15 protein-coding genes are annotated in these 19,716 nt (G+C 40.2%); 11 read left to right on the forward strand and 4 right to left on the reverse strand.

Annotated elements, in window-relative coordinates; all coding sequences use genetic code 11:
* The first annotated feature begins 265 nt into the window (after positions 1-265).
* Entirely contained in the window at positions 266-739 is a 474-nt protein-coding gene (locus J0M37_14085; protein ID MBN8586215.1) for a hypothetical protein, read from the forward strand.
* Positions 740-1,094: 355 nt separating this feature from the next.
* Here the strand turns inward: J0M37_14085 and J0M37_14090 are convergent, their stop codons facing one another.
* From J0M37_14090 to J0M37_14105, 4 genes are all read right to left on the reverse strand, one after another.
* Positions 1,095-2,384 carry a HAMP domain-containing histidine kinase gene (locus J0M37_14090; protein MBN8586216.1) on the reverse strand — a complete coding sequence of 430 codons (1,290 nt, stop codon included), beginning with the start codon at positions 2,382-2,384 and terminating at the stop codon, positions 1,095-1,097.
* Positions 2,385-2,402: 18 nt separating this feature from the next.
* Positions 2,403-3,107, reverse strand: a complete 705-nt coding sequence (locus J0M37_14095; GenBank protein MBN8586217.1) for a response regulator transcription factor — start codon at positions 3,105-3,107, stop codon at positions 2,403-2,405.
* Positions 3,108-3,556: 449 nt separating this feature from the next.
* Positions 3,557-4,123, reverse strand: a complete 567-nt coding sequence (locus J0M37_14100; GenBank protein MBN8586218.1) for a Spy/CpxP family protein refolding chaperone — start codon at positions 4,121-4,123, stop codon at positions 3,557-3,559.
* A 289-nt stretch (positions 4,124-4,412) separates the two neighbouring features.
* Complete coding sequence (locus J0M37_14105; protein ID MBN8586219.1) at positions 4,413-4,937, reverse strand: hypothetical protein; 525 nt, start codon at positions 4,935-4,937, stop codon at positions 4,413-4,415.
* 218 nt (positions 4,938-5,155) lie between these two features.
* Here J0M37_14105 and J0M37_14110 point away from each other — a divergent pair, with 218 nt between their 5' ends.
* From J0M37_14110 to J0M37_14155, 10 genes are all read left to right on the forward strand, one after another.
* Entirely contained in the window at positions 5,156-6,181 is a 1,026-nt protein-coding gene (locus J0M37_14110) for a DUF1028 domain-containing protein (GenBank protein ID MBN8586220.1), read from the forward strand.
* Positions 6,182-6,331: 150 nt separating this feature from the next.
* The gene (locus J0M37_14115) at positions 6,332-6,790 is read left to right on the forward strand and encodes an NUDIX domain-containing protein (protein ID MBN8586221.1); all 459 of its coding nucleotides are present in this window, start codon (positions 6,332-6,334) and stop codon (positions 6,788-6,790) included.
* Between the two features lie 342 nt (positions 6,791-7,132).
* The gene (locus J0M37_14120) at positions 7,133-7,663 is read left to right on the forward strand and encodes a transposase (GenBank protein ID MBN8586222.1); all 531 of its coding nucleotides are present in this window, start codon (positions 7,133-7,135) and stop codon (positions 7,661-7,663) included.
* A 36-nt stretch (positions 7,664-7,699) separates the two neighbouring features.
* Entirely contained in the window at positions 7,700-8,773 is a 1,074-nt protein-coding gene (gene ribD / locus J0M37_14125; GenBank protein MBN8586223.1) for a bifunctional diaminohydroxyphosphoribosylaminopyrimidine deaminase/5-amino-6-(5-phosphoribosylamino)uracil reductase RibD, read from the forward strand.
* Between the two features lie 150 nt (positions 8,774-8,923).
* A complete protein-coding gene (locus J0M37_14130; protein ID MBN8586224.1) occupies positions 8,924-9,574 on the forward strand; it encodes a riboflavin synthase in 651 nt (216 codons plus the stop codon).
* Between the two features lie 276 nt (positions 9,575-9,850).
* Positions 9,851-10,300 (forward strand): DUF1801 domain-containing protein, encoded by a 450-nt coding sequence (locus tag J0M37_14135; protein MBN8586225.1) that lies wholly within the window; start codon positions 9,851-9,853, stop codon positions 10,298-10,300.
* A gap of 336 nt (positions 10,301-10,636) precedes the next feature.
* Entirely contained in the window at positions 10,637-12,736 is a 2,100-nt protein-coding gene (locus tag J0M37_14140; protein ID MBN8586226.1) for a hypothetical protein, read from the forward strand.
* A 207-nt stretch (positions 12,737-12,943) separates the two neighbouring features.
* Positions 12,944-15,202 (forward strand): T9SS type A sorting domain-containing protein, encoded by a 2,259-nt coding sequence (locus J0M37_14145; protein ID MBN8586227.1) that lies wholly within the window; start codon positions 12,944-12,946, stop codon positions 15,200-15,202.
* A gap of 52 nt (positions 15,203-15,254) precedes the next feature.
* Complete coding sequence (locus tag J0M37_14150; GenBank protein MBN8586228.1) at positions 15,255-16,631, forward strand: hypothetical protein; 1,377 nt, start codon at positions 15,255-15,257, stop codon at positions 16,629-16,631.
* Position 16,632: 1 nt separating this feature from the next.
* On the forward strand, positions 16,633-19,473 hold the full coding sequence (locus J0M37_14155) for a TonB-dependent receptor (protein MBN8586229.1): 2,841 nt from the start codon (positions 16,633-16,635) through the stop codon (positions 19,471-19,473).
* The last annotated feature ends 243 nt before the right edge of the window (positions 19,474-19,716 follow it).

The raw sequence follows: 19,716 nt of genomic DNA on the forward strand, positions 1-19,716 counted from the left end.
TATTAATAAGATAAGAATGATGAGAATTTAAATCTGATGAATCAAACGGAATAGTAAACTACTTTAGATCTTAATCTATGGGCTCAATATTATAAGCCTAAAAATGTAATTTGTGTATGTTATAGTATTTAACTAATTTCATAACCCAAATACATTAGAAATTTCATGAAAAAGCCGATTTTGGCGTTATTTAATATACCAGATTTCGGTTAGGGAATTATTGTAGCTGAACTTTATATTTGTTGAAATAACAATCAAACATTCAATGCTTCAGACTGTACAAAAGAACATATTCATATATAAATTTCTCAGCGGGTTAACGCCTGTTGGGTTCAGCAAATATACGCTGTGTTACGTATCATTTAAGCCGCGTGCCGGCAGCGGGTATTTTGGTGTAGCTGAAGGTGATGAGTTCCGCGAGAAGCTTGAAGGAAAAATTGTAATTAAAGCTTGGAAAGAGCTGCCGGGGAAATTCCCGATCTGTATACTTGGCGATTACTCCATAACTCCTGATACATTCAGCGGAATAATTATGATAGATAATTCCCAGGCGCTTGATAACCCGAAAAAGTATATTCCAAAAATACTTTCGGCTTTCAAGAACCGCTCGACACTTCTGCTTAACCAGTTCCACGGAACACACGGCAGGGTTTTCTGGGAAAATGCTTATGATGAAATTACAATAGACAGTGTTGAATCATTCAACAAAGCTTTGAATCTGCTAAAGAAAGAAAATTAAAATTTTATTGGGTTAATTACAGGATTAAATATCATGCAGTGAAAAAAGGGCGTCCGGTAGGCGCTCTTTATTTTGTTGTTTTAAAAATGTTAGGGGCTAAAGCCCATATTTGAGTGGAGGTACGCTGCCCACGGTCTAAAGACCGTGGCTATTTTCTAAAAGCGGCTCCTCCTGTCACTCCCGCGGAGTGATTTCCCCCGCTTAAAACAAGACTGTTGTTTCGAAGAGGAGGGAAAAAATGTGCTTCGACGAAGTTTATCCCGCAAAATTTTTTGCGGGACTCAGCACGACAAGGATTGTTTGAATACCCTTTGACTCACTACTGAGGCCGTCGAAACACTCAGGGTGAGATATTTTAAACTGTTCTGAGTTTTATTATAGCTTCGGTGCCCTCATTCAGCTTGCTTGTGATATTCAGCTCGCCTTTATGCGCATCGATAATTTTTTTGCAGATGGAAAGTCCAAGTCCGAAGCCGCCCGTGCGGCGTGAACGGGACCTATCAGCGCGGTAGAAGGGCTCAAAGATATTTTTAATATCTTCTTCCGGAATTCCGCTGCCGGTATCCTTAAAGCTGATGAAGGCTTCGCCTTTTTGTTCGGTGATACTTATTATTACATCATTCTGTGAATACTTCAGCGCATTATCTATGAGGTTCCTGAAGACCACCTGCATTTTATCCATATCGATATTGCAGTATATTTCCTTAGCGGGATTTGTGAACTTCAGCCGGGAGTTCTCATCATATTCAGCGATGGTCTCATCCAGAAGCTCTGTAACATCAGCCTTTTCAGGCTTGATATGGTTGAACCCTGAATCAGCGCGGTAATTTTCAAGCAGCCCGGTTATCATACGCTCCATTTCAAGCACATCTTCTTCTATCTTTTCTTTTGATGAGCCAACTTCGAGTCCAAGCTTAATGCGCGTAAGCGGCGAGCGCAGCTCGTGTGATACATCTATCAATAGCTGTTCCTTATTCTTAATAGAGCTGTTGATCTTATCAGACATTACGCCGATTGAATCGGCAAGTTCGCCAAGCTCATCCTTCCTGCCTTTTGGCAGCTTCACATCATAGTTGCCTTCGCCAATGCTTACCACAGCAGCAGAGAGGTCCTTCAGCGGACTGAAGAGGCTGCGCAGAAGGAAATAAAGAATTACAATAATTACGCTGATAAATAAAATCAGCATTAAAATTGCACGTTCAGGTTTAAATAGCTGGGGGTTAAAAGGTTTTATCACAAATACACCTTGCGGGAATCTGATGACTGAATACGGCTCGCCATCATGGTGAGCTATAATGGACTCATTATCATCAAAACGCGCCCTGTCACCCGGATCGCTTAATATTGCATTAATATCAGGAAGCTCATCATTTGATGACCAGTTATAGGGTGAGCCGATATATCTCATTTCAATATCGAGGTCATCGCATATCTGTTTGGCTTTAACGGTATCAGGCGGTATGCCGATTTCATAAACCAAATGGCGCTCCATTCGCCGTGAAAAATCACGAAGGAACTTTCTAGGCTTTTTATCTGAGGTTGCTTCGAATACAAAGAGCACAATTATATTCAGTAAAATACCGAATACAAAAACTACCAGTATCAGCTTCAGGAATATCGATAAGTTGGGTGTTTTAAATTTCAATTAAAAATGCTCCGCATTTTATTTTTTCACCTCGTCTAAAAAGAACATATAACCGATGCTGTGCACGGTTTTAATTACCTGTTCCTTATCCTTTTTGCTGCCAAGCGATTTGAACTTATTACGAAGGCGTGAAACCATAACATCAACTGAGCGGTCAAAGCTCATCCATGATATTCCGCGAGTGTTCTGCATGATCTCATCACGTGAGAGCACCTTGCCGTTATTCTTAACGAAAAGCAGCAGCAGCTCATATTCAGTTGAAGTAAGCTCCATATCTTTTCCGTGGTATGAAGCTGAGCGTTTATTGGGGTCAACAACCAGGTCCTTTAGCAGGATATTTTCATTTTTTTTCAGCTTAAGCTCGCTGCGGCGCAGCACTGATTGTATCCTTGCAAGCAGCTCACGCGGCTCAAACGGTTTTGGAAGGTAATCATCAGCGCCAAGCTCAAGCCCAACAACTTTATCGGTAACCTCTCCCCTTGCGGTCAGCATCACAACGGGGGTTTCGTGGTCTTTTCTTATCTGCTTAACAGTTTCAAAGCCGTCCATATCAGGAAGCATGACATCGAGTATGATAAGGTCATAGTGGTTGTTCTTTAACTTGACAAGGCCATCCTTCGGATTTTCGACCGCCGTAGTGATAAAATTGTTCTTACCGAGGTATTCCTCGAGCAGCTCATTGAGCTTGTTATCATCATCTATTATAAGTATCGATTTGGACATATTATATTAATTGATCTTTCTAATTACCTTCATTTTTTGGCGCAAATAAAAGGGGAATACCGGAAGATTTCTGAAAAGTAAGTATTGTAAAAAAACGAACACTTTTTAAAGATTCCTGCCTTCGCAGGAATGACAAATTACTTTTAAGAAAATCTCTGATGCTCCCCCAATACTTTAAAAATACATATCATTAAACAGAGTTTCTATCTAAAAATACTTTAATTAAATTCAGGTAGTTGGTTGTTTTACCGCAGCCGCAGGCTTTTAGCCTGCAAATTCAGGGCGCAGCCTGAAGGCTGCGGCTACAGATAATTTAAAAAATTACGTTAATGAAGCTGCCGCAGGCTTTAGCCTGTGAATTTAGGGCGCAGCCTGAAGGCTGCGGCTACAGATAATTAAAAAATCATGTTAATGAAAATGAATTTTCAAACCAACCCACTACTAATTATTTATTGTTTACCGTCTTCCCGGTCCCGTTTATCTTTGCGTTCTTTTCTTTTTTCATGGAACTCTTTCATTTTATCAACGGCTTTATTTCTTTGTTCAGGTGTTAAAATACTGTGGAACCTGGCTGTCTGGTCAAGCATAAAATTACGCATTTCATCGCGCTCAGCGTCATGCTGTTTCATCATATCAAGCGCTTTCTGTTTATCAAAAGTATCGCCGCGGAACATTTCCATCATTTCACCCATATCTTTTTTTCTGTCGGTTTTTTTGCTGTCCATCTTAAGCTGTATCTCTTCTTTAATCTTCATCACTTCGTTTTTCTGCTGCTCTGTGAGATCAAGATCCCTTAAAGCCATTTCCATGATCATACCAAGCGGACCGTGAGGCCTGTGTTTATCATAATATCCTTTGGCAAAACCAAATCCGGCAATACCGGTGATTATAACAAGCACTAATACCGCGCTGATTATAATAGTCTTCCTGCTTTTTTTATTCTTTTGGTTTTTTGATGAAGATGAAAGCTGGTCATTCAGCTCCGGCGGATTGTTGAATGTATTCATATCTGACATTATTTTTTTGCTCCTTTTGCTACGGCAAATATTTTATTTGACGTATGAATTTTTACTTCAGAATTTATACAAATTTACTTCTTATACTCACAAATATTATGATTTTATTGTAATTATACTGTAAATAAATGTTACAAAAAAAGGGGTTGTTCCATGAATTAATTGATGGAAAATACCTTAAAATTTTCCCAATAATTCTGAAACAACCCCGTAAAATTCTGAAATAATCCGCCTTCGGCTCCACTCATACGAACGAAATTTTTAATCTGAAAAACTAAAATACAATGCTTTATCTGAAGTTTTTCATCTGCTTGTATAATGATTTCAGCTTATCAACAGCATCATTTCTTTGCTGAGATGTCATTAAACTATGCAGCTTTTCAAGCTCATCAACCATATACACAGCAAGATCCCTGTTTTCGGAATCCTGTAAGTTAGCAATTCTCATAGCTTCGTTCCTGTCATACTGCTCAGCCCTGAAGAGGGCTTCGATATCCTTACCGCCGGTTACATGAGTAACTTTGCGGTTTTCAAGCTTTGCATTCAGATCGTTCTTAATTTTCATGACTTCAGTTTTTTGCTGCTCATTCAGGTTAATTTCGCCGGCGACCTGTTCAACCAGCTTGCCGTATGGGTCATCCTGCAATCCCGTAAAAGCATAACTGATAATAGACGTTCCGGTGGCAATTACAGCAGCGAGCAATAACCCGGTTAAAACGAACATTAATCCCGGTTTCCTTTTTTGGGTGCGGCCTTTATTAATGTGCTCATTCATTAATGGACCCGACCCTTTGTTTTCTTGGTGCGTTCTCATTTTTTCAGCTCCCTGTTATTTAATAATTTGTGATTTGGGTTTATCTTGTAATATATAGAACACCAAAACATGCGGTAAATTTCCAAAACGTAAAAAATTAACGCTGTAAAAAAATGTAAACAGCACAATCACATATTTAAACATAGGTTTGATAAATATTAAACTAACATCTTAAACAAAAAAATATTAATTTGCTTATTAGAATAAAAACATAACGTATGAAAAAGTTTATAATTATTTTATTTTTATTTGTTTATTCAATCAGCAGCAGTATTACGGCGCAGGATACATTTTCTATAACGGCAGTTGACCCGGTAACGGGACTTGTTGGCAGCGCGGGAGCATCATGCATTGCCGGCTCAATAATATTGAGCGATGTACATCCGAACCGCGGTGTTATACATACACAGGCACAGTATAACGCAACCAACCAGGCAATTGGCAGAAATTTAATGAACCTTGGATTTTCACCGCAGCAAATAATTGATTCCCTGGTTGCGCGTGACACTAATCCGTTTATCAGGCAGTACGGTATTACGGATTTTATCGGTAATACAGTCAGAACTGCGGGATACACAGGTGTAAACTGCACTAATTATAAAAACCATAATCTGGGTCCAACTTTTACAGTACAGGGAAATATACTGCTTGGACAACAGATACTGGACTCAATGTACAGCAGGTATGTTAACACTCCCGGCACAATGGCTGAAAAATTAATGGCTTCATTGCAGGGGGCAAAGGTAATAGGCGCAGATACTAGGTGTCAGCCTGTCAGGTCATCGATTTCGGCATTCATAAGAGTAGCAAAGCCTACTGATCCGCAGAGCGGTCCATACTGGCTTGACCTGAATGTGCAGACAGTTCCCTCACCAAAGGACCCGATCGATTCACTGCAGGTTTTATTCAACCAGTGGCAAACAACGGGGATTTCAAATAACCAGGGAATTTATCCTGAGACATTTTCACTCGGGCAAAACTTCCCTAACCCGTTTAACCCTGTAACAAGCATTACGTTCGATATCGGCACGCTTTCATATGTAAAGCTGGCAGTATATGATGTTGCAGGCAAAGAAGTTGCTGTGCTTGCCGATTATAATTTCCACAGAGGCAGATATACAATTGATTTTGACGCAGCGGGTCTTGCAAGCGGAGTTTACATTTACAGGATCTTTGCCGCTGATGTGTTGAATACATCGAAAAATGTGTTTACCGATACGAAGAAAATGGTGGTGATAAAATAACAAATAACAAATAGCAAATAACAAATAGCAACTTTATAGAATAAATCGCGAAATGTTATCCCGCTTTCAGCGGGACTTCGAAAATTACTTCGTAATTTTCTTGAACGCAAAAGGAAAAGACATAAAAATTTCAATAATTAAAAGTTCAAATTGCCGCAGATAGTAACCAATTACATAGAGCTTCATATATGCAGGAAGACTGACGAGGGAGATAAATTCCTGCTGCTAAAGCGTTCAGAGAACGCCAAAATTTACCCCGGTATATGGCAGATGATAACCGGGACAATTGAATCACACGAACACACAAAAGATACATTGCTGCGCGAGCTTGAAGAGGAGACAGGCTTAAAACCTGCTAAGATATACAGCATTCCCAGGATAAACACATTTTATCTTGCGATTTCTGATAAAATATGCATGTCACCTGTTTTTTTAACTATTGTGGAGGACGAAAAAGTAACGATTAGCGATGAGCACTCAGAATATAAATGGGCATCGTATGAGCTGGCAAAAGATCTTATCCACTGGCCGAACCAGGTCGATAGCCTTGATATGATCAAGCGATACCTTGATGACAGGGATCTGTTTACGAAGCTTGTGGAGGTTTGAAATTGAAACTGTAGAGACGAGCTATAACAAGGAATAAACTCGAAGGAAATTTTGAGATTTGTTTAAGGTTTATAAATAATTTTATCACATTACTTTAGACGCCCCAGCGGGGCGTCTGTACAGATAAAATATATTTCAATATTATTTTGTATAGACGTGCCGCTAAGCCAAGCCGAAGGCATGGTGGCACGTCTCAAAAAGAAAGGAAATTTTGAGATAAAGCTTAAAGTATATAATTAATTTTATCACATTACTTTAGACGCCCCAGCGGGGCGTCTGTACAGATGTAATATATTTCAATATAATTCTGTATAGACGTGCCGCTGGCACGTCTCAAACAACATGACATTATTTAACAACAAATACAGGGTTGAAAGCACGAGATTAAAAGGGTGGGATTATACGAGTTCTGGTTTGTATTTCATTACGATCAATACTTATAAAATGAAAATATTTTTTGGCAATGTGTTAAACGGGGAAATGATATTAAACGAAGCGGGCAAAATTGTCGATGAAGAATGGAAAAAAACATGTGAATTAAGAAATAATGTGATCCTTGATGAATACCAGGTAATGCCCAATCACTTTCATGGAATAATTGCACTTACAAAGAAAAGCAGTCACTCAAAACCGGAGACGCCCCAGCGGGGCGTCTCTACAGAAGCTAAGATGTATGCTGATTCGGTTGGTTCCATAATTAACCAGTTTAAAGGCAAGTGCACAAAAAGGATTCTCCAATTTAATGAAAATTTTAAATGGAAAAGTAGATTTCATGATAGAATAATCAGGAATGAAGAAGAATTAGAGAATGTGAGGAAATATATTTATTATAATCCTTTGCAATGGAAAAATGATGAGTATTATACTAATTAACAATGTAAGATGTGAAAATTGATATAATTTAATTAATTGAGTAACGACGAACAATATATAAAACGATGTTTTGAGCTGGCGCTGAAGGGTGCGGGGGCTGTTTCGCCTAATCCGATGGTGGGATGTGTTATTGTTAAGAACGGAAAAGTGGCAGCCGAAGGATACCACAAAAAATTCGGCGAAGCGCATGCTGAAAGAAACGCGGTAAACTCAGCTTTAAGAAAAGGGATAGACCTAAAAGGGGCAGAGCTGTATGTAAACCTGGAGCCATGCGCGCATTTTGGCAAGACTCCCCCCTGCTGTGACCTAATAATTGAGCATAAGTTCAGCAAGGTTGTTATCGCAATGAAGGATCCCTACCACGAAGTAATGGGCAGAAGCGTTAAGAAGCTTAAACGGGCAGGCATTGAGGTGATAACGGGCGTCTTGGAGCCGGAGGCAATTGAGCTTAATAAATTTTTTGTTAAATATGTGACAACCGGCCTGCCTTATGTTACTTTAAAGGCGGCGCAAACAATCGACGGAAAGATTGCGGATGAAAAGTACCGCTCGAAATGGATATCATCAACAGAATCCAGAAAGATAGTACACCGGCTGCGCTCAGTTTATGATGCGGTGCTGGTTGGTGCAAATACTATAAGGTATGATAACCCTAAGCTTAATGTAAGGGATGTTAACGGAAGGGACCCCTACAGGATAATTCTTGATAAAGAGCTTTCACTTGGTTTGAATTACGATGTATTCAGATATAAAGACAGCAGAACGATATTAATTTCAGCAATGGAATCTGACATTAAAAAGATAAGATCACTGCAGAAAAAAGGAGTTATGGTATTGCCTTGCAGAACCAGGGACGGGAAATTTGACCTGAAGGATGTTTTGAAAAAGCTGGCAGCAATTAATATAGCAAGTATATTGGTTGAAGGCGGCGCGTATGTTTACAATGAGTTCTTAAAAGCGGATCTGACAGATGAGCTGCTGATATTTATTGCGCCTGATATAATGGGCAGAGGTATTACAGCATTTGAAAATAAGCAGGCATTCAGGGAATATAAAAATATAAGTTATTATTCATCAGGCAGGGATATTTTGGTGAATTTGAAAAAGTGATGAGGGTTAAGAGGTTGCAGGTTGCAGGTTTCAAGTTGCAGGTAATAGTTTATCAGAGATAGTAATAATTTAAGTCAGTCTTCGACTCCGCTCAGACTGACAACACTGAAAGAAATTTCAACATAACAATGCGGAGACTGGATAAAATTTATGTTCACAGGAATAGTAGAAGAAAAAGGTAAAGTCGTTAAGAAGACAAAAATTAACGAGGGATTTAAATTCAGGGTCAGATCCAAGCTGGTGGGAAAGAAGCTGGCAAAATCTGACAGCGTCAGTATCAACGGAGTGTGCCATACAGTGACAACCAGAAGCAAAACCGAGTTTGATTTTGTAAGCATGCATGAAACACTGAAGAAAACAAATATTGGCGAGCTCAACACGGGTGACGAAGTGAACCTTGAAGGCTCTCTTACCATGAATAAAAAGCTTGGCGGACATTTTGTTGCGGGTCACGTTGATGACACCGGGATCATTACAGAAGTTAAGCAGATAAAGGCGGTAAAGAAGGAAGATTCAGATAACTGGGAATACAGGATAAAAATACATAAGCGCCATGCGAAGTATGTGATATATGTGGGTTCGATTGCGGTTGACGGAGTGAGTCTTACAGTTGCCGAAGTTACCAAGCCTAAAGGCAATTATTTCGATATAAAGGTGGCTATTATTCCATACACCTACAATAATACATCTTTTGGTAAATATAAGGCTGGTGACAGGGTTAATCTGGAGTTTGATTTTTTAGGAAAGTATGTACTGAATCTGCTGGAGCAGAATCCGAAGATAAAGAAGCTGGTGAAGTAGGACATTAAGACCTCACCCCCCTGCCCCTCTCCTAACAGGAGAGGGGAGAAATCAATCAGGATTTATATATTTTCATGCGAAGGACGCAAAGAAAGCATTTAGAAGCAACCCCCATTGTTGATTTCAGTTGTTCTAAAAATTAAAGAACAATTTACGTACAACATTGGAGCAGAATTTTCCTCCCCCCTTTGCAAAAGGGGGGGGATAAGATTTTGGGGGTAAAGATTAGTAAGGATTAATTGTGTTATTCAAGAATTTACCGGTAATATTTTACAATTGTCTAAATCTAAAAGACCAATACATCCGGATTTTCAAGCATTACTGGATTTAAAAGTTCCTGAAGTTATCGATCTGTTTTGTGATGCAAGAGATTTTATTCTGGAACTATGCCCCCAAAGCAATGAATTGCTTTACCATACTCATGCGTTAACAGCAGTGTTTTCAGTTACTGATAAGCTTGCAGATGCTTTTTGCATGCTGCCTATCTACACTAATCATTTGAATCTTGGTTTCAATAAAGGCACTTTATTAAAAGATCCAAACAAATTGCTTACCGGTACAGGGAATTTAATAAGACATATTAATATAAAAACACCTTCTGACTACAGGAATACGAAAGTGAAATCGTTGATTAAAGAAGCAATTAATTTTGCTTTAAAAGATATGGATAAACCGGCTAAGATCGCAGGTAAGACTATTTCTAAAATTAAGAAAAATGACAAGTGAACCCCCATTGTTGATTTCTGTTTGTTGTTTAATGATAATATTCGATATTTACTGATGTGGGTTTGAATTTGTAAATCAACTGTAATAACTTAAATGCCTGCCTGTTATTTATTTAACTATATTAACTTGAACTTAACATTTCTTTAACTGATTTTTTGATTTTTAAACTTAAATTGCATAAAATCCTTAACAGAACAAAAGCAAACTAATAAATTAAGAATTGCTTTTTTTGCGTGATTTGCCTATTTTGCAACAGTAAATTTTGGGTTATTTACTGCCCCGCTCTATAGCGGGTTCACACATCGGTTCATCTAAAAAAGGTATAACAATTATTGAATGAGAATTTTTACAGGTTCTTTTCTTAGCCGTATTATCAAATATTCCATTTCTACCCTGCTAGCATGCATAATATTGTATGACGGATTTGCCATAGCCGACGATGATATAAATCATTACACAAATGTCGGCAATATCGGTTTAACCATAACGAATTTCGGAACAATAGGCCACGGTTTTACATTATGGCCGGGGCAGCCTTCATGCGAATATCCCAAAGGCTCTCAGATAGAACACTTATTTGACGGCGGTTTATGGATAGGCGGCAAAAAGAACGGGGTCATCCGAGTAACAACAGGAGCAATTGATGCATCAGCTGCCAACCGCGGCGAGGGTTTTGAATATACTAATGCTTCAGGACAGATAATTACACAACGATCTTCACTATTAACCTCACCGTTTTATTCACCCCTTGCAGTATCACACCAGGATTTCATCTGCGAATATACCGATACTGCAACGACCATTGGCGGACAGGTTATAGTAAATCATAACCCGCTCGGCTTAAAAGTAATTCAATCATCTTACTGCTGGAACTATCCATATGCTGATTTCTTCGTAATAATGAGATACCGCATAGTAAATATTGGCTACCGCGGCGATACATCGCCGATAGACAGCGTATTTACAGGAATGTGGACTGACCTTGTTGTAAGAAACACACAGATAACCAGGCCCGGCGGTTCATCATTCTATACAAAAGGCGGTAACGGATGGGATTCACTTTATAACATGGGTTATGAATTTGACGCAACGGGCGATGTTGGATATACGAACAGTTATATCGGAGTAAAGATACTCGGTTCTACTCCCTACGGCAGAACAATGGCTGATACTTTACCCACGGGCAGAAATTTTGTTTCATGGCAGTTCCGCAATACAGTTGATCCGACATACTTCGCACCTTTAACTGATGCGGACGGTTCAAATCTTGGCAGGTACAGTAAAATGAACGGCTACTTCACCAATGGCGTGAAGATGAACGCAACGATAAACAGCCAGATAAAACAGCCTTCAAACAGGTCTGTAATGGTATCAAACGGTCCATACACCACACTGAATTATTTAGATACACTGGAAGTTGTTTACGGAATTATCTGTGCTAAAAAAACGGGCAATGACCCGCAGAGCTGGGACTCCACTTACCAGCGCGCAGAGCTTCGCAGTCATGCTGACTGGTGCCAGAAGGCATACAACGGCGAAGATAAAAACGGCAACGGCAGGCTTGACCCGGGTGAAGATATCAACGGAAACAATTTCCTTGACAGGTATTTACTGCCATCACCTCCAAACAACCCGATAACTAAAATTATCAACCAGGAGAACAAAGTAACGGTCTACTGGGCTGCCAATGCTGAAAGAAGCATTGACCCTATTTCACTTGGACAGGATTTTGAAGGCTACAGAATATACAGAACAAATGCAGGAGCTGATATTGACCCGACAAAACCGCTGCTTTCATCATTTATATTAAACGGAGATTTTGACAGTATAAATAATATCGGCAACAATACAGGGTTCAACTACATAAAGCTTCAGCAGCCAGTGACTTTCCCGAATGATACCAACCAGTACTGGTACAAGTTTGAATACAATAACCAGCTGAGAGGCTGGCAGTATGTATATGCATTAACGGCATATGATAAAGGTGATACGGCTAACGATCTTGAATCGCTGGAATCAAGCCTGCTTTCAAACTCGTTCAGGCTTATTCCGGGAACAGGTTCAATCGATGATGAGTCAACCCCGATAGGCGTTTACCCGAATCCGTATTACGTAAACGCAGCATGGGACGGGCTTCAGGAAAGGGAGCGTAAAATTTATTTTTACAACCTGCCTGAGCAGTCAGAAATAACAATTTATACAATTGCCGGCGATGTAGTTGACCGTTTTACACATGATGCTGCTTCATATAACGGCGGTGATATTCAGTGGTTCAAAACATTTGCCGATGGCACGCAGATACTTGCCGGTGGTGAGCATGCGTGGGATCTTATAAGTAAAGATGACCAGGCTATAGCAACGGGTCTGTATATATTTACGGTAAAGAACCAGAAGACGGGATTTATTAAAAAAGGTAAGTTTTTGGTGATAAAGTAATTTAAGGAAATCAGATAAATGTCATTCTGAGTGAGGACAACAAACGAATAATCCGGAATTTTACTCTGGATCCTTCACTTCGTTCAGGATGACAAAATTTATAGAAGAAATAAAATTAAAGTAAAAGGATCAGATTTTGATTTAATTGATGAGATCCTTCGCTCGTTTCACTCGCTCAGGATTAAAAATAAATTAATACATACTAACATGAAGAAAATAATACCATTTTTAGCTGCTTTTTTATTTGTTGCGGCTATTGGATTTTACATCGCTTACGATACAACAATAATGGTTGTACAAACAGTGCCGAATGATTCACTGGCAATTGGCCATGACCGTTCAACAAAGATCAATGATACCGTTACAGTAATAGGTAAAGTAGTTGCACCGGCAGTTGTAAATGCTTCAGGCAACGATTTCAGAATATTGATGCGCGGTTCAAGCTCACGTACTATATATATACAGGATACATCAAACGGCAACTTCAGCGGTATAATTGTCAGACAGGCTGATACAGTTTCCAATACGCTTATCAATAACCTGGATTCAGGTATGAAGGTTATGGTTAAAGGTATTGTTCAGGAATTCCCTGACATTATTTCATCAGGCGCAACACAGTTAAAGCTTGATACACTTACTGAAATCCAGATACTTCCTACAATAAAAAGAAGACCGGCTCCGATAACAGTAAATGTTTCTGATTTTGATTCACTCGGAAATGTAAAGTTCCTTAAAGGCGAAAAGTATGAAGGAATGTATGTACAGATAAATAACGTAACTGTTGGACCGCAGAGCGGTTCCGGTGTAAGGAATATCAGAAGGCTTATAGATGCGCAGGGTAACTTCATTTATTTAAGAGATTTTTCGAATTTCTTCTCAACCAGTCCGACCCCTTCATGGGGATGGACAGCATGGGCTCCGCCGTCTATCGGTGCAACAGTTACATCAATAAGAGGTGTGATAGTAAACAGCGCTTATGCAGATGCAAACGGCGGATTATATGGATACGTAATTGTTCCTATTTACCCGAACGATCTTTCACTTGGCAACACTCCCCCGTTCATCAGCAGTGTATCAAGGAGTCCGGGTGTGCCAAAACCTGCAAACACGGTTCAGGTTAACGCAGTAGTATCCGATACACTTGATAATCCCATTTCAGTTGATAGCTGCCAGCTTTATTACAGAATAAACAAGGGTGTTTACAACAGGCTTAATATGAGCCCGACAGGAAACATATATTCAGCAACAATGCCTGCGCAGCCGCTTGGCACACTTGTTGAATATTTTATTAAAGCTAAAGATAACCAGGGAGCATCCAGATTAAGTCCCTCTGATACAGGTAAATCAACTTACTTTTATTATGTAAGGAATAACGATACAATGTCTATTAAAGACATTCAGTATACACCAAACAACGGCGGCTTTTCAGGTTATAACGGTTACGATGTAACAACAGAAGGTATTGTAACCGCTGACACTTCGGATATTCCCGCATTTTCATTCACAAGTGAAGGCGGAACTCAGACCTCGCCGCGCAGGGTAATCATACAGGATGGAAATATCGCAGGCGGATGGAGCGGTATCTGGATTGACGGAAACGCTACAGACGCGCTTGTTAAAGGACAGAGAGTAAGAGTAAGAGGCACAGTCAACGAAACTAACGGAATGACAAGGCTTATAATTGCAACTCCGGGCGATATCCAGGTGCTTGCAAGCGGCCAGCCGCTTCCGAATTTTGAAGTAATGTCACCGGCAATAGTAGCTGATAATAAGCTTGATGGTGATACTACAGCGGAGAAATGGGAAAGTGTACTGATCAGATTTTCAAATCAGTGCGTAGTTTCATGTATCAATGCGCCTTCAGCATCTGGCTGCACCAGTGAATTCCCGCTGCCTGATACTTCATTCCGCAGGAATTTCGGAGAGATACTTGTTGTATATCCGGGTGAAAATGTTGAAGCAAGAATTGAGCTGCAGGACGGAAACCATGATAAAGTGAATGGCTGGGATAAGACCAAGGCAAATTATTACAATCCTTCCCTGCCTGGAAGTTTATTGTGGAAGTGGGACGGGATCTCATCACTGCAGGGTGTGCTTTATTATGCATTCGGTAAATATAAAATGGTACCGAGAACAAATGCTGATTTCGGTACAGTTATTGGCGTTGAACCGATAGGTGAAATTGCAACACAGTTCTGGCTTAAGCAGAACTATCCTAATCCGTTCAATCCCGTAACAAACATAGTTTACAATCTGCCTGTTGAATCAGAAGTAACGCTTAAGGTTTACAATCTTATCGGACAGGAAGTTAGAACACTAGTTAACGGTGAGCAGAGCAAAGGCAGATATGAGATAATGTTTGACGGTATGGGACTTGCATCAGGAATGTATATTTATGTAATTGATGCAACATCATCAAACGGCAACAAGTTCAGAGAAATTAAAAAGATGGTATTGGTGAAGTAACCTGAAATTATAGAATTATGTAATTCCCCTCTTGTGAGGGGAATTAAAAGAAATGATATTAAAACAAGTTAAATATTACATACTGATATTGATCAGTGCGGTTACATTGTACAACTGCACGGATGTGCCGGAAGGAATGCTGACTAATTCAGCGCCGGAGACATATTTATCGTTGTTTCCGGATAGCATTATAAGTCCGCATATAACCAGGTTAAAAATAACCTGGTGGGGCGATGACCCTGACGGCCTTGTTAAAGGCTACCGCTTCAGCTTTGACAGCACTAACTGGACATACAAGGAAGGCAATGACAGTACATTCCAGCTTGTTATTGTTGGCAATGACAGCACATTCCGTTTCTGGGTAGCAGCGGTGGATGATAAAGGGAATATAGATCCAACACCTGCAAGCAACCTGTTCCCGGTTTACAATTCACCGCCATCAGTATCATTTAACGGCGGCACAAGCATACCTGATACATCGTTCCCGGTTGCAACTTTTGCATGGACGGGAACTGATCCTGACGGTGACGGCTCGATAAGCAAATATTATTACGCCTTAAATGATACATCAACATGGAATGAGCTTTCAGCAACAACATCAACTATAACTTTAAGGCAGACAAACGGAATTGTTCCCGGGCAGAACAACAAGCTTTACATGAAGGTGAAAGATATTGCGGGAGTTTATTCACCTGTTGTTACAATGCCAGACTCCGGCAGGACTTGGTTTGTAAGGCCTGTAACAGGTAAGATTCTTCTTATAGATGACTACCCTGCATCGCTGAGCGATAACTCAGCAGCGGCACAGTTCTACAGAGGCGCACTGGATACACTGCCCTTTTTATTCAGTGAGCTTGATATTAAAGTAAATAACGGTAGCAATATCCCTAAGATCAAAAATCCAATGTTCATAGAAACGCTGAAATTGTTTGAATGCGTTATATGGTATGGATTCAGAGGTAACAATAACAACGAAAATCCGAACTACCAACTTGCCACAGAAACACTGCCCTTTTATCTTGCAGCAGGCGGCAAGGTTTTCTTCTCGGGCGGTTTCGGTAATACTATAGACCAGGGTTTCAACCCTGTTGAATTCGCCCCGGTTGACAGCGTTACATTCTACCAGGCAACAACTGTATTTACCACAACTCCTGTAATTGTTTATGACCAGAATTACCCGGAGCTTACGGTAAGCTCAACAATAGACAGGATAAGAGGTCTTGTTTACAAGCCTTCGGCACGGGTAGTATATAAAATGCCGTACAACCCGACCTATGATACAACAAAGATAACAATAAGCATTAAAGATGCGGCTGTTAATCCAAAGGTATTTCTGATGACAGTTCCGCTAAACAAAATGAACGGCAGCAGCAATGCTGCGATCTTCTTAAGAAGGATACTTGGTACGGATTTCAATATCCATAATTGATATGAAAAGATATCTACAGAAAATATTATTGGTTCTATTTTTTATTACCACAGGTTTATACAGCCAGCAGGGTATGATAACAGGCGTTGTGGTTGATTCCGCAAAGAACCCTGTACCTGATGTTAATGTAAAGATAAAGGGAAGCTATATAGGCACTGCAACGGATATAGACGGCAAGTATGTGCTTATAAACGTGCCTGAAGGCGAATATACTGTATCGGTTTCATCAATTGGATATAAAACCGTAGAGTACACCGATATTAAAGTTAAAAACGGTGAAGAAACTGTACTTAATATTAACCTGAACACCACCTCATTCACAGTTGGTGAAGAGATACTAGTTGTCGGCGAGCGCCCACTGCTTGATATAGAGCAGACGGAAAGCAAGCATATCATGAATGCCAAGGATATTGAAGGCAAGATAGTTGAAAATGTTGTGGATGTGGTAACACTTCAGCCCGGAGTTATCAAGCAGGATGACGCGCTGTTTATCCGCGGCGGCAGAAGCGATGATAATTCATTTTTACTCGATGGTGTATCTGTACAGGATCCACTTGCCGGCACGGGTTTCGGCCTTCAGCTCTCAGCGCAGTCACTCGAAGAGGTTGAAGTTATAACCGGCGGCTATAACGCTGAATACGGACAGGCAACATCAGGCGTTGTGAATGTAAAGACCAAAGACGGCAACTACGAAAAATATTCAGTTAACCTTTCATACAAACGTGATAACTTGGTATTCAATAAAGATTCCAAGTCGTCATTCAACACAGATGTTTTTGAAGCAAATATAGGCGGTCCAGAACCGCTGACGAAATTTCTGCTCGGCAAGCTGCTTGGAATAAAGCTTCCGGGACAGATAACATTTTTCGGTAACTTCCTTATGAACATTTCAGACGGGTTCACATCCGTTGCGGGTTTAACTGATGCTGACTTCCCGGGATACAAAGCGAAGCAGCTTTACTCATCAATTTTCAAAGGAACCAAGTTTGCACCAAGGCAGAACAATAACTGGTACTGGCTAGCAAAGGCAACCTGGAAGCTGAAGGAAAATATGAAGCTGGCATATTCATTCAACCAGTCGGTAGCTATCAACCAGAATTCACAAAGCCTGCAGACAAATCTTGAATATGTTGAGCCTGATCCGGGATACCAATACAACTTCCAGGAAATTTTAGATAATGCCAATACATACACCCACCTGAATATCTTCAACAGCATATCATGGGAGCATGCTATAGGCACCAAGACATTTTACGAGCTTAAGCTCACAAAGTATTTCACACAGCTAAGAGTTGATGCAAACGGCCTTAACTGGGATGAATACACAGAGCCGCAGGATATCATTAAGCCGCCGTTTGTATATTACCAGACAGGTGATACAAACAATCCATACGGCATAATACCCGGCGACGGATTTTTTGATGTGGGCAATTCATACACATGGCATGACCATTTTGTAAATGAATACAGGATGAAGTTCGACTTAAGCCACACATTCAACGTAAAGAACCGATTCAAAGCGGGCTTTGAAGCGGCTTACCAAGAAATGCAGCTAATTGATGTATATAAGCCATGGATAGGTACTTTCGGGCTTAACAATGATGCCTATAAAGTGTACCCAATGTTCGGCGCATTATATGCCCAGGAAAAAATTACATTCAAGGGAATGATACTTAACTTCGGGTTAAGGTTTGATTACTGGTTCCCTGGCAAGCTTGTTGATGATGCCATAAGCAACCCGAACGCTGTTACAATACCTGATGAAGTTAAAAAGCAGTACATGGAAGATACATATAACCTTGGCGGCAGGAGGTGGAAAGGCAGACTATCTCCCCGTATAGGTATATCGCATCCAATCACAGATAACCAGACCTTATTTTTCAGCTACGGGCATTTTTCAAAACGCCCGAAGCCGCAGTTTGTTTACGCGAAGATAGCCAATGTAAGCTCAAAGTCTTCATTCCAGAAGTTCGGTAACCCGAACCTGAATCCTGAAACCACGGTTTCATATGAGCTTGGACTTCGCAACCAGTTCACAAACGATGATGTATTCACTATTACTGCATACTATAAAGATATTTACGATTATGTTGCAACAGTTTCAGCGAAGATAAATGACCCGAGGTTTGCCGGACAAAGCTTTATAACCTACGTGAACCAGGATTATACCAAATCAAGGGGCATTGAGCTTGATTACAAAAAACGAATCGGCAAGTGGTTCAACGGCAACATAAACATGACATACTCAATAGCCACAGGAAAAAGTTCCTCACCTGACCAGGGATATCTTGTTGCAACAGGCGGAGCCTTTGAAACCATTGGTGAAAATTACCTGAGCTGGGATAGGCCAATACAGATATCAGCTAACACAAGCTTTTACTTCGGCAAGGGAACAGGAATTTTCGGTTTCGGCAAGAATACTATTGATGATATATCATTCAAGTTCAGGGCATTTTTCCAGTCAGGCAAAAGATACACTCCCCAGCTTTTGGTTGGATATTTAAGTGACGGCAGGCCTGAATATGAATCTGATATCAACAACCCGCTCAGCAAGCTTGCAGCAAACTGGTTCTGGCTTGATATGAGTGTAGATAAATATTTCCGCTTCAAGAATATGAAGCTGACTTTGACATTTGAAGTAACGAACATACTGAACATAAAGAACGCGGCTATAATAAACCCGGTAACAGGCAGAGCATATGAGTACGGCGATCCGACTCCAAACGGCTGGAATGACCCGCTGTATCCTGATCTGCAGGGTCCGCTTTCACCATATCCGTATAACCCGGCAAGGTTCCTTTCACCCCGGCAGCTGAGGTTTGGTATTTCGTTCCAGTATTAGGTGAGTAGTTTAGTTGGCGAGTGGTTTAGTTGGTGAGTAGTTAAGTTGTGAAATAGTGAAATAGTGAAATAGTGAAATGGTGGAGTTGTTGGTAGTTAAGTAATGAAGGTAACAATTTGGGGAATATCCTGTAACAAAAATAATGCTAAAGGCTTAAGCCGTTTAAAGATTTAAAAATAAACCACGATGTGAAGCTCGTGGCAATTAAGATAAAAAGAAGAGATTTCCGCTTTTGAGGGAATA

This window comes from Ignavibacteria bacterium (assembly GCA_017303675.1).
In the GTDB taxonomy this organism is placed as follows: domain Bacteria; phylum Bacteroidota; class Ignavibacteria; order Tepidaquicellales; family OLB5; genus OLB5.

Excerpts from the sequence above, each read along its gene's own strand:
- J0M37_14105 (MBN8586219.1), bottom strand. The coding sequence starts at position 4,937 with ATGAGAACGCACCAAGAAAACAAAGGGTCGGGTCCATTAATGAATGAG.
- J0M37_14145 (MBN8586227.1), top strand. The coding sequence starts at position 12,944 with ATGAAGAAAATAATACCATTTTTAGCTGCTTTTTTATTTGTTGCGGCT.
- J0M37_14130 (MBN8586224.1), top strand. The coding sequence starts at position 8,924 with ATGTTCACAGGAATAGTAGAAGAAAAAGGTAAAGTCGTTAAGAAGACA.
- J0M37_14085 (MBN8586215.1), top strand. The coding sequence starts at position 266 with ATGCTTCAGACTGTACAAAAGAACATATTCATATATAAATTTCTCAGC.
- J0M37_14150 (MBN8586228.1), top strand. The coding sequence starts at position 15,255 with ATGATATTAAAACAAGTTAAATATTACATACTGATATTGATCAGTGCG.
- J0M37_14120 (MBN8586222.1), top strand. The coding sequence starts at position 7,133 with ATGACATTATTTAACAACAAATACAGGGTTGAAAGCACGAGATTAAAA.
- J0M37_14140 (MBN8586226.1), top strand. The coding sequence starts at position 10,637 with ATGAGAATTTTTACAGGTTCTTTTCTTAGCCGTATTATCAAATATTCC.
- J0M37_14100 (MBN8586218.1), bottom strand. The coding sequence starts at position 4,123 with ATGTCAGATATGAATACATTCAACAATCCGCCGGAGCTGAATGACCAG.
- J0M37_14155 (MBN8586229.1), top strand. The coding sequence starts at position 16,633 with ATGAAAAGATATCTACAGAAAATATTATTGGTTCTATTTTTTATTACC.
- J0M37_14095 (MBN8586217.1), bottom strand. The coding sequence starts at position 3,107 with ATGTCCAAATCGATACTTATAATAGATGATGATAACAAGCTCAATGAG.
- J0M37_14110 (MBN8586220.1), top strand. The coding sequence starts at position 5,156 with ATGAAAAAGTTTATAATTATTTTATTTTTATTTGTTTATTCAATCAGC.